This window comes from Tenacibaculum sp. (assembly GCF_048269885.1).
Classification (GTDB): domain Bacteria; phylum Bacteroidota; class Bacteroidia; order Flavobacteriales; family Flavobacteriaceae; genus Polaribacter.
In genome coordinates this window covers 17373-29663 of record NZ_JBLWTZ010000019.1, presented here as the reverse complement: position 1 = coordinate 29663, position 12291 = coordinate 17373, and the positions used below count along the sequence as shown (strand labels likewise).

The 12291-nt window shown below is 32.5% G+C and carries 9 protein-coding genes; 2 read left to right on the top strand and 7 right to left on the bottom strand.

The window, feature by feature from the left end; all coding sequences use genetic code 11:
• The first annotated feature begins 44 nt into the window (after window positions 1-44).
• The gene (gene carB, locus ACN0WY_RS13725) at window positions 45-2897 is read left to right on the top strand and encodes a carbamoyl-phosphate synthase large subunit (RefSeq protein WP_330486580.1); all 2853 of its coding nucleotides are present in this window, start codon (window positions 45-47) and stop codon (window positions 2895-2897) included.
• 56 nt (window positions 2898-2953) lie between these two features.
• On the opposite strand, the gene ACN0WY_RS13720 is transcribed toward carB, so the two are convergent.
• The 6 genes from ACN0WY_RS13720 to ACN0WY_RS13695 form a co-directional block, all read right to left on the bottom strand.
• The gene (locus ACN0WY_RS13720; protein WP_330486581.1) at window positions 2954-3505 is read right to left on the bottom strand and encodes a hypothetical protein; all 552 of its coding nucleotides are present in this window, start codon (window positions 3503-3505) and stop codon (window positions 2954-2956) included.
• Window positions 3506-3581: 76 nt separating this feature from the next.
• Entirely contained in the window at window positions 3582-5669 is a 2088-nt protein-coding gene (locus ACN0WY_RS13715; RefSeq protein ID WP_417800728.1) for a M64 family metallopeptidase, read from the bottom strand.
• A 9-nt stretch (window positions 5670-5678) separates the two neighbouring features.
• Complete coding sequence (locus tag ACN0WY_RS13710; protein WP_417800727.1) at window positions 5679-6767, bottom strand: hypothetical protein; 1089 nt, start codon at window positions 6765-6767, stop codon at window positions 5679-5681.
• 237 nt (window positions 6768-7004) lie between these two features.
• Complete coding sequence (locus tag ACN0WY_RS13705) at window positions 7005-7697, bottom strand: cyclase family protein (protein ID WP_417800726.1); 693 nt, start codon at window positions 7695-7697, stop codon at window positions 7005-7007.
• A 2-nt stretch (window positions 7698-7699) separates the two neighbouring features.
• Window positions 7700-8248 carry an acyl-CoA thioesterase gene (locus ACN0WY_RS13700; protein WP_330486585.1) on the bottom strand — a complete coding sequence of 183 codons (549 nt, stop codon included), beginning with the start codon at window positions 8246-8248 and terminating at the stop codon, window positions 7700-7702.
• Window positions 8241-8624 (bottom strand): 6-phosphogluconate dehydrogenase, encoded by a 384-nt coding sequence (locus tag ACN0WY_RS13695; protein WP_330486586.1) that lies wholly within the window; start codon window positions 8622-8624, stop codon window positions 8241-8243. The genes ACN0WY_RS13700 and ACN0WY_RS13695 overlap by 8 nt, the downstream gene beginning before the upstream one ends.
• Window positions 8625-8728: 104 nt before the next feature.
• On the opposite strand from ACN0WY_RS13695, the gene ACN0WY_RS13690 reads away from it, so the two are divergent.
• Window positions 8729-9904: a GlmU family protein gene (locus tag ACN0WY_RS13690; protein WP_417800725.1), complete on the top strand. Its 1176-nt coding sequence runs from the start codon at window positions 8729-8731 to the stop codon at window positions 9902-9904.
• 38 nt (window positions 9905-9942) lie between these two features.
• On the opposite strand, the gene ACN0WY_RS13685 is transcribed toward ACN0WY_RS13690, so the two are convergent.
• Window positions 9943-12276 carry a TonB-dependent receptor plug domain-containing protein gene (locus tag ACN0WY_RS13685; protein ID WP_417800724.1) on the bottom strand — a complete coding sequence of 778 codons (2334 nt, stop codon included), beginning with the start codon at window positions 12274-12276 and terminating at the stop codon, window positions 9943-9945.
• Window positions 12277-12291 lie beyond the last annotated feature (15 nt).

Sequence of the window (12291 nt, the reverse complement as noted above, 5' to 3'; positions counted from 1 at the left end):
CCAAACAATTTTTATTTTTACACCACAACACAACACAGACTAAAATGCCTAAAAGACAAGACCTTAAATCGATTTTAATTATTGGATCAGGACCAATTGTTATTGGTCAAGCATGTGAATTTGATTATTCAGGATCTCAAGCGTTAAGATCTTTGAGAGAAGATGGAATAGAAACCATCTTAATTAATTCGAATCCTGCAACTATTATGACAGACCCTTCGATGGCTGATCATGTATACTTGTTACCTTTGAATACAAAGTCTATTATTCAAATTTTAAAAGAGCACCCACAAATTGATGCTGTTTTACCTACTATGGGAGGGCAAACAGCCTTGAACCTTTGTATTGAAGCTGATGAAAAAGGAATTTGGGAAGACTTTGATGTTGAAATTATTGGGGTAGATATTGATGCTATTAATATCACAGAAGATAGAGATAAATTCCGTTTATTAATGGAGAAAATTGACGTGCCAATGGCGCCTCAAGCTACCGCAACATCCTTTTTAAAAGGAAAAGAAATTGCACAAGAATTCGGATTTCCATTATGTATTAGAGCTTCTTTTACTTTAGGAGGAGCAGGAGCATCTATTGTATATGATGAAAAAGAATTTGAAGAATCATTATCTAGAGGTTTAGAAATATCTCCAATCCACGAAGTAATGATTGATAAGGCCATGATGGGATGGAAAGAATATGAATTAGAGTTGTTACGTGATGATAACGATAATGTTGTTATTATCTGTTCTATTGAAAATATGGATCCAATGGGAATCCACACAGGAGACTCTATTACAGTAGCTCCAGCAATGACTCTTTCTGATAAAACATATCAGAAAATGAGAGATATGGCAATTAAAATGATGCGTTCTATTGGAGAATTTGCAGGGGGATGTAACGTACAGTTTGCCGTTTCTCCAGATGAAAAGGAAGATATTATTGCTATTGAGATTAACCCACGTGTATCTCGTTCATCAGCATTAGCATCGAAAGCAACTGGGTATCCAATTGCAAAAATTGCTGCTAAATTAGCAGTAGGATATACTTTAGATGAGTTAGACAACCAAATAACCAAGTCTACTTCAGCTTTATTTGAGCCAACTTTAGACTATGTAATTGTAAAAATACCTCGCTGGAACTTTGATAAGTTTGAAGGGTCTGATAGAACATTAGGTCTACAAATGAAAGCGGTTGGAGAAGTGATGGGAATTGGACGTTCGTTCCAAGAAGCATTGCATAAAGCAACACAATCGTTAGAAATTAAACGTAACGGGATTGGAGCAGATGGTAAAGGATATAAAGACTATAACCAAATTATTGATAAATTAACACATGCTTCTTGGGATCGTGTATTTGCTATTTACGATGCCATTCAAATGGGAATTCCATTGAGTAAAATACATGCAATCACTAGGATTGATATGTGGTACTTGCGCCAATATGAAGAATTATACGAGTTAGAGAAAGAAATTTCTAAACATACTGTTGATACGCTTGGTAGAGAATTATTGTTAGAAGCTAAGCAAAAAGGATATGGTGATCGTCAAATCGCTCACATGTTAGGTTGTTTAGAAAGTGAAGTATATGCGAAGCGTGAAGAGTTAAAAATAAAGCGTGTTTATAAGTTAGTAGACACCTGTGCAGCCGAGTTTAAAGCACAGACTCCTTATTATTATTCAACTTTTGAAAGTGAAATTGAAACTCCTGATGGAGAAGTTTCTGTATCGAATGAAAGTATCGTTTCTGATAAGAAAAAAGTAATTGTATTGGGCTCTGGACCAAACCGAATAGGGCAGGGAATTGAGTTCGATTACTGTTGCGTTCATGGGGTGTATGCAGCAAAAGAATGTGGTTACGAAACTATTATGATTAACTGTAACCCTGAAACAGTTTCTACTGATTTTGATACGGCAGATAAATTATACTTCGAGCCAGTCTTTTGGGAACATATTTACGATATTATTAAGCATGAAAAACCAGAAGGAGTTATTGTTCAATTAGGAGGGCAAACAGCTTTAAAGTTAGCAGAAAAACTAGAGCGTTATGGAATTCCAATTTTAGGAACGAGCTTTAAAGCGTTAGATTTAGCAGAAGATCGTGGAAGTTTTTCAAGCTTGTTAAAAGAAAATAATATTCCTTATCCTGAGTTTGGAGTAGCAGAAAATGCAGATGAAGCTTTAGCGTTAGCAGATGAGTTAGACTTTCCAATCTTAGTGCGTCCATCGTATGTATTAGGAGGACAAGGAATGAAAATTGTGATTAATAAAGAGGAGTTATTAGAGCATGTAGTAGATTTATTGCGTAAAATTCCAAATAACAAATTATTATTAGATCATTATTTAGAAGGAGCTATTGAAGCAGAAGCTGATGCAATTTGCGATGGTGAAAATGTGTATATTATTGGGATAATGGAGCATATTGAACCTTGTGGAATCCACTCAGGAGATTCAAATGCTACTTTACCAGCGTTTAATTTAGGAGAGTTAGTATTGGAACAAATTAGAGAGTATACTAAAACCATTGCTTTAGCACTTGATACAGTTGGATTAATTAACATTCAGTTTGCGATTAAAGATGATAAAGTATATATCATTGAAGCAAATCCACGTGCATCTCGTACGGTTCCATTTATAGCAAAAGCTTATAAAGAACCTTATGTAAATTATGCTACCAAAGTGATGTTAGGAGAGAAGAAAGTTACTGATTTTGATTTCAATCCTCAGTTAGAAGGGTTTGCAATTAAGCAACCTGTATTCTCTTTTAATAAGTTTCCAAATGTAAATAAGAACTTAGGGCCTGAAATGAAATCAACAGGAGAAAGCATCTTATTTATTGAAAGTTTAAGAGACGATGCCTTTTACGATTTATATGCAAGACGTAAAATGTACTTGAGTAAGTAAAATCGTTTTAGAATTAAAATAGATAAAATCCGAAGTTTATTAAACTTCGGATTTTTTTATTGGTTTAAAAAGTTAACTAATTGCTCAGCATTAATAGTATATCTTTTTTTTATAAGTTTTGCTTTTTCTAGTTGTTCTACTTTTTCTTTTGAGTAAACTTTTGTGTCAAAATTCTCTATATATCCATTTACTTTATACAGATAAATATCAAGGTTTTTAGTATTCTTTTTCTGAGCAAATTTTTTAGGTAAATTGATGTTTTGAGAGCCTTTTTCTACTGTTTTTTCCATTTCCTTTCCACCTACAGGTCTTATGGTTAAAGGGTCGTTTAATTCACTATAAAAGAATAAATCTTCATTTTGATAGGCTACCAAAAACATATCGGTAGGGTTTTGGATATCAAATAACAAATTTCCTTCATTTTGAGATTTTGAAATTAGTTGATAACGTTCTTTGGTAAATTCAAAGTTGACGGTAAAATAGTATTCTTGGTTTTTTGAGATATTTACTGATGAATTAAAATCGTTTTGAGATTTTTTGGTCGTATAATTTTTACAGTTTAAAACAAGAAATAAAAAAAATAAAGGATATAAAGCAAGATGTTTCATAATAAAAAAACGTTAGAATTAAAAGAATAACACGACTATGAAATAACCGTGTTATTCTTTTTATAAAGTTACGATATTAATACCATCCGTAATCATGATACTTAAAGGCATGAATATAATCTTTATACATTCCTTTTATGTACATGTTAGAAGAACCTGGCCACATGTAAGCAAACCAGTTGGTATTGTGTATAAATAAGTTGTCTTTTCCAGTTTTACGGTCGTCTACAATTAATTTATCACTACTACCAAGGTTCCAGCCACCAATCCAGTCGCTTTGGTAGTTTACACTTACTGTACTGCCATTGGTAATTACACGTCCTAAGTATTGAGTAGACCAATCTTGATTATTGAAGACGTATAAGTCGTCTTTTCCGTCACCGTTAATATCAGCAACATAAAATTTATCACGATTGTTCATATTCCAACCGGGTAAAGCATCGTCATATCTTTTAATATACTTGTATTCGTTTCCATCAGATCTAAGTAATAATAAATATTCTGGTCCCCAGTTTGTGCCATTAAAAATATATACATCATCTTTTCCATCTCCATTAATATCCGCAATATGATATTTATCACCAGGTTTACTTGTCCAACCCGGTAAACTAGCAAAATATTCCTTAGTTTTTGTTAATGAACTTCCTGTAGATTTGAACATTCTGGTAACTTTAGAATTCGTATTGAATAATACCAACTCTTCTTTGTTATCACCGGTGTAATCTGCTACAAAATATTTATCAGTAGAACTCATATAATGACCCGGTAAATATTTGTCATATCGTCTTACATAAGAGAAGTTACTACCTGTAGATCTGTACATTCCCATATAGCCTTGATTCCAGTTAGTAGCATTAAATATGTAGAAGTCATCCTTCCCATCTCCATTAAAATCAGCAATAAAGAACTTGTCACCATTTCGCATCTGCCAACCGTTTAGGTTGTAATATATCTTTTTAATACATTCAAACCCATTCGGAGTAGATTTTAATATTCCTAATCTTGAATATTGATTGTTGGGATAAAAAACGAGCAAATCATCATAGCCATCTCCTGTAAAGTCTCCTACATAAAATTGATCTTTTGAAGATACATACCATGTACCACCTGAGCCTTTAATTTTTTTAGTGGTTACATATGAGTTAGCTGGGCGTGTTATGTTTGCTCCACTACCAGTAAAGCCCTTTGGATGTTCGGTAGGATAGGCAGCGATATAATTTCCGTAATGAAGTACTACATCATTGTAGCTGTTTCCCTGGAAGTTGCCTATTATTGGTTTGTTAAAGTTATAATTACTTTTTGATTTATTTCTTGTCCAGAATTCGTTATAACTAGGTGGATTAAATAGGTTGGTATTGCCTTTCATAGTACTGTTGTTTGAAGGGCGATAAATACACGTTTCGTTATAACGTCCACCTTCAAAACCATCTACATTATATTCTGATGGAGCCCCAGTAGTTACAGTGCTTCTAGCAAACTTATTCCACTTACTAGGATTGCTGTTTTTATCAACATTCACAGCAGAAGGATTGGTTCCGCTAAAGCAACCAGGTCTTGTATATTCGTCAGCTAATTTACCAACGGAGTGTCCTAATTCATGTAGCAACACATTATTGCTGGTAGATTTAGTGATAGATAATACTTTCCCATATGAACACCCTCCAAAACCTGATTCATTTAGAATCACAACAACAAAGTCAGCACCAGATAAACCAACAGTGTTTAAAGCATTGTTAATTTTACTATCAGTATTGCTAGATTTTGACATCCAACAACAGTTCCAGCACCCTGAATACTTAAAGTTCAACGCTGTATTTCTATTATCAGCTGGATTATTACTACAGTCGTCGTTGTCGCAGGTGTATTGTGTTACTCCAGATTGACTAGAGTTTAGGTTTACTCTATATACATTAAAAGCGTCTTGTAGTTCAGACAAAACATTGTCTAAATTACCATTTTCATGAGTAAACATCGCTTTAAAATAATCGGCAACCAAATTATTAAATTCACTTTGGTTAGATGAAGTAAAACCATCTCCCATGAATACAATATCAAATTTTGAAGCAGAACTTCCGTTATATAATAAGGTGCTTTTGGTTTGTGAATAAGCTGTAACAGCTAGAAAGGTCATTAATATTATTAATGTTTTATGTACGTTTTTCATTTTTTCTGATTATTGGTTAGTAATTTTTTTCAGTTTAGAAAAATCAGCCTTAGGGGCTGTTCTTAAAATTTGGAAAGAGGTGTTTAAATCACTTTTTCGCAATTGCTTTCTTTGTACCTTTTGTAAAATGTTTTTCGCATTAGAAATATCTTTAAACTTAACTAGCTTGAGATCTAGTTTTTCTGAGGCTACTTTTGATTTATATTTAATAGGCATTTTAACCGATACATATGCTTCTTTTGCAGTAAACTCCTTGTGATCACTTTTTTTAGGATCAAATATTGTTCTATAACTAAGAGGGTTTTCAAAAGTTTCAGCAAGTACAGTATTGTTGCCCTCTAAACCAATAATAGCCCAGTTTCCAGACTCCTCGGTAGGTAAAGAGTAACTTCCTTCTACTTCGGTTTTAGACACAGGAGTCATTCCATTATTAGTAATTTTATACGTTACGACTAAGTGTTTTTTTAGAATTCTCCCTTTTTTGTTTTGCAAACTAAGCTCAGGAGAAAGATTGTCTATTTTTCTAATACTTCTGGCTAAGGCAGGCTTAATTCCCCCCGTTTTACTCATTGCTGTAGTACCCCTAAATTTTATGTTTTTAGGTTTAAAAGGGTCTTTCACTTTTTTTATGTTTTTAAAAGTGTTTATTTTTTTTACTTGAAGTAACTTACTACTAACACCTAATTTAGGTTTACTCTTATCAATACGTTGATTTTTATCATTAGTTTGCTTTGCTAAGAGTAGGTTAGAAGAGTTGAAAATCAAGGGAGCATTCGCAGCGGTAGAGATCATCTTATTTTCTCCTTCTTTAGAGTCTATTTTATAAAAGAATTTAATAGTAGAAGGAATGATTTCTGAAAGGGCACGATCAACAGGTGTGTTTGATAATTGACCTGTAACATTAAAGTTCTTATTATCTCCAACGATGAATAAAAGAAAGTTTTGTTTAGAAAGTTCTTTTATAACTGAAGAAATAGAGGTGTTGTTTAATTTACCTGACAAGGTATGGTTGTTAACGTTGTACTTAATGTTTACTTGTTGTGAAAACAAATAATTACTTATAAGTAAACAGCTTACCATTAATGCTAGTTTTTTCATTACAATAGGTTTAGGTTAATTGATTGATTATTAGTTGACAAAGTTATTCTAGACCTTGTTTTTACCAGCATGTAAATGAATAGGTTTTAAGGAGGTGTTTTCCCTCTTTTTTTACAGGTTATGTATGGTGGTTAAAGTGTATGTTTTCCTTGAAACGAGTGGGGGATTACTAAAAAGGGTAATGGAGCAGACAATTTATATCGTCATTTAGAGAGACTATACAGCAGTAAAAAAGGATTATTCAAATATAGCAACAGCTCTTACAGGTGATCCCGTACCTCCTCTAATTTTTAATGGCAATGCTATGAATCGAAACCTACCTCTACCTAATAATTTATCTAGATTTATCATGTTTTCATAGTGTGTAAAACCCATTTCACCACAAATATAATGTACTTCTTTGTTGGAAACTTTTGGAATACCTGGAGACATAGTTTCTACACCAAAAGCTGAAATTTTTTGTTCGCCAAGCCAAGTAGCACATTCAGCGGTAATACCAGGGCCTTTTCCCCAATTTTCTGTAGTAAAATGTTTTGTGTAGTGGTTGGTACAAAGAAGAACCGTATCCCCTTCCTTAATGCAAAGTTTTTCTTTATCTAGTTGTTCTCTAATTTCTTCAGAGGTAATTAATTCTTGTAAGCCCTTATGAGAAAAATCTAAACAAATACCTTCAGTATAAAACATACTAAGTGGCATAGTATCTATAGATTTTCCTTTGTGCTTTGCCGCCATATGATTTAAAGCATCAACATGAGTTCCTGTATGCTCTCCCATCTCTAGTTTATATACAGCTGGAGTTTTGGTTGTAGGGTTTTTAATTCCATCCCACTCTTCATGAGTGTTGTGCACAGACATTTTGACTTGTGGAAGGCTTTTATAAACAGGCATTCCGTCAAAAATATCTTGACTTAGATCGATAATTTCAGTCATAGTTATAACTCGATCTTCACATTATAATTTTTAAGCTCCTCGATATAGTTTTGAGCGGTAAAATTATCATTATCAAACTTCTCTTGTCTATTTTTTTTCATTTTAATTCTATGAATAGCTTCTAAAAAACGACGCATTTCATTATCGTCATTAATAATGATTCCTGGAACGTTGGCATTGTCACCGTTATCTTTTTTGGCTACCATAGTAAAATAAGAAGAATTACAGTGTTTGGTCTTTCCTGTTTGTATGTTTTGTGCTTCCACGCGGATACCAACTACCATTGAAGTTTTACCTACATAATTAATAGACGCTTTCATGGTAACTAATTCACCTACTTCAATAGGGTTTATAAAGTTAACGGTATCTACAGATGCTGTTACGCAATAAGTACCTGAGTGTTTAGAGGCACATGCAAAAGCTATTTGATCCATTAGCTTTAAAACGTACCCTCCGTGAATTTTACCGCTAAAATTAGCATGAGAAGGAAGCATTAACTCAGAAATAGTAATGCGAGTATCTTCTATGTTTCTATAAATAGTATTATTCATTGTCTTTTCTTATTCCTCTAAAGTGAGGAGATTGTTCTTCTTCCACGTGAGTTATAAAATACTTTGTATCACCTAACCAAAAGAAAGTTCCGAAACGCTCTTTGTATGTAACTTTTACATAACGACCTTGATATTCTTGAAGCTTTTCGATGACCTTTTTTTGATTGTCTTCTACAGAAAAAGCAAAAATTTGCGCTCCTGAAATACCTTGACTAATTTCACCTTCCCATGTTTTTACTAACACACCTTTGTAGCTAATTTTTATTAGCTCACCCGAGCGAACACCTTCACTATAAGGTACAAAATAAATAAAAGCATAATATGCTGCTGCTATAAGAGCTATACCAATTAAAATTAATCCTAAAATTTTTTTCATAGTAATCTATTAAAGAATGTATGATAACAAAAGTAAGGTTTATATTTTGACTTGTAAAATGATTTGAAAGTGGTAAGTTTGTGTTGCTTCAAAAAATAATTAATATGAACTATATTTTATTCGATGGTGATGTACGCTCAGCCTTACTACCATTTACATATACACGACCAGTAGCTGATATTAGAGTAGGTATTTTAACTATTAGAGAAAAGTGGGAAAAATACTTAGGTTTAACAACAACAACCGTAACTGAAGAGTATTTAGAAGAAAAATACCCTATGGTTGAAATGGAAGAAAACGTGTTGTTAAATGCTTCTTTTTTGCCCACTAAGCCTTTGGTTGAAATGGTTAAAAATTTACAAGCTAATCAAGCAATTTTTAAAGGCGAAGATGTTATCGCTTTTTTTACGACCGATAGCCAAGAAGAAGTTAATTTTTCTACTTATGAGCATTTAGAGTTTGAAGATGATATCATTCAAATAAAAAATACATGGGATATTTTTTCTTTAAATGAGAAAGCTATAAGAGCCGATTTTGATTTACTAACTGAAGGAAGAAAGTCGCAACCAATTCCAGAAACGGTTAATTGTGTTAATAGGAATGATATTTTTGTAGAAAAAGGAGCTAAACTAACTTTTGCTACTTTAAATGCTTCAACAGGTCCTATTTACATTGGAAAAAATACTGAAATAATGGAGGGAGTTGTTGTACGCGGAGCTTTAGCGATGTGTGAGAACTCAGTGTTAAAATTGGGGGCAAAAATTTATGGAGCAACTACTTTAGGTCCTTATTGTAAAGTAGGAGGAGAGGTGAATAACTCCGTGTTATTTGGGTATTCTAATAAAGGACATGACGGGTTTTTAGGAAACTCTGTACTAGGTGAGTGGTGTAATATAGGAGCAGATAGTAATAACTCGAATCTAAAAAATAACTATGCTGAAGTTAAGTTGTGGAATTATGAAACAGGGCGTTTTGCCAAAACGGGCTTACAATTTTGTGGCTTGATGATGGGAGATCATTCCAAATGTGGAATTAACACTATGTTTAATACAGGTACTGTTGTTGGTGTTTCAGCAAACATTTTTGGAAGTGGGTTTCCCAGAAATTTTGTACCTTCATTTAGTTGGGGAGGAGCTTCAGGATTTACTGAATATAAAACAAATAAAGTTTTTGAGGTTGCAGATGTGGTAATGAAAAGACGAGGAATTGTGTTTGATGAAAGAGAAAAACAAATTTTAGAGCACATTTTTGAAAACACAAAACAATATAGAAATTATTAAACTAAAAAGGACTTTACATTTTGTAAAGTCCTTTTTAGTTAAAAATTAACTCTAAAAACAACATTAGGAGTAATTCCTAAAGATACTTTGTTTACCTCTTTTAGTTTGTATTCAATCTCATTATTAGAGTTTCTAATAGGAATAGCGTTAAAGGTTCTACTTAAAATATTCTTTTTATTAAAAATATTCAGTAAAGAAAAGCCTAGCTTACCCTTCCATCTTTCAGAAAAATTAAAAGAATAGGTCATTGAGGTATCAAATCGACTATACTTAGGAAGTCTAAGTGCATTTATATTGTCTGAGTCCAAGTAAATGTGAGGAGCGCCATCGTCATCGGTATAAAATTGTTTAACCGCCGTATAAGGGTTCCCAGTTCTGTAAATCCATCCAAAAGAAAACTCGTAGTTATTTAACTTGTATGCATGAGACCAAGAAAAGTAATTGGTGATGTCGTGATTTGCAGGGAAGAACTTGTTTTCTAAATCTAAAAACTTAAACCTGTTTTTAGTGTATGAATAGTTAATCCAAGTTCTGTAATTATTAAATTTTTTATTAACCAGCATGTCAATACCATATACTTTTCCTTTCCCATTAGAAAAATCAGCAGTTTGGTCATTATATCCACTTGTTTGCGATGTCATCCCACTAACTTTTTTATAATAGGGTTCAATGTCTATTTTCCAATTGTCTTTGTTAAAAAGTATTCCAGTAGAGACTTGCAAACTTTTTTGAAGAGGAATGTCGTCATTATTTACTTGAGCCCATATTTGGTTTTCTAAATCAAAACCTAAGCTAGAGGTTTGAAATTCTATAATTTGACTCAATGTTTGATTTTTTTGTTCAAAAGAAGCTTTGAAGCTTAAGTTTGATGTAAGCTTTTTTTCAAAGTATAATCGAGGCTCAAAAACAAGTTTGTCGATTTTAGAAAAATAATTCAATCGCACTCCAGAATTGATATTCCAGTTGTCGTTATCGTATAAGTATTCAGCAAAAACAGAGTGTGTATTGTTTGTTCCTTTGTCTTTCTGTATCGATGAATATCGATTTTCCCCTTCTAAGTCAATAAGGTATTTTAACTCATAAGCTGCTTTGGTTGACGTAAAGTCGTACCCCCAAAATAGAGCTGTTCTATCATTAAAAGAATAATTCATATTGTATGAAATACCAAAATCGGTTAAAGAATTGCTTTTCGTTGATAATAGAATCAGATAATCATCTATGTAGTTGTAATTGCCCACATAATCTAAGTGAAAATTAGAAAAATAGCTTTTCACATTATGTGTCTTCTTTTCGGTAGATTTTTTTTTCCAGTTTACACTTATACCTGTATTGTCAATATCTAACTTATCGTTGTATTTATCTTTATATACAGGAATACTAAAGTCGTTAAACATTTGATTTTTTGTGTATAAGAAACTTAAACTTAAAGTTTCATCTTCATTAGGTTTGTAAATAAACTTTGTAGTATAATCTGAAAACTTAAATTTATTATCTCTATCAAATTTAATATTCTTATCTATAATTTGATTTTCTTGATTATCGTCAAATGTTTGAAAAACACGCATAGATAATTTATCGAAGGTAAAAGTTTTTAAAATATCAGAAAAAGACCTTCTAGCTGAAAAAGAAAGAGCTGTTTTATCTGAGAAGGGAATAGTAAGTAGCACATCTGCATGAGTCATGTTTAGACCAAAGTTTCCTGTAACTTTTTCTGGAACTTTTTCGGTGGTTTTGATATCAATTACTCCAGAAACTCGATTTCCATACCTAGCTCCTGTACCACTTTTAGACAGGGTAACTTCTTTGGTAGTATATGGATTAAAAGCTGAAATCATTCCAAAGAAATGCCCTGAGTAATACATTTTTATTCCATCCCACAAAACTAAGTTTTGATTTGGCGTTCCACCTCTTATATAAATACCGGCAGCAGTTTCATTAGGACTTTGAACACCGGGTATAATTTTTAAACTTTCGAATACATCGGGTTCTGTTAAACCTGGTAAAACACCTAGTTGTTTCGGCAGAATAGATATAGCCCCATTCTTTTTTTTATGAATACCAGAGGTTATGTAATTTGTAATAAGAACTTCTTTTAAAAGATTGTATTCGTTGGGCCTAAAGTTTGAGTTTTTGGTTATGTAATAATAACGCTCGTTAATTTGGTTAAAAATTAAAGGTGTTTGACGTTCTATTTCTCCTATAAGATATACAAGCTCACATTTTTTCTTTTTAAAAGTAAAGTTTTTACCATGAATTATTTCTGTATTAAAAGAGAACTTAACACCAAAATGGGCTTCCGTTTCTTTCAATACATCTAATAAAGGTGCATCAATAAAAGAAATGTCTACCTTTTCCTGGGAAAAAATAGACATCGCTAAGCATATAAA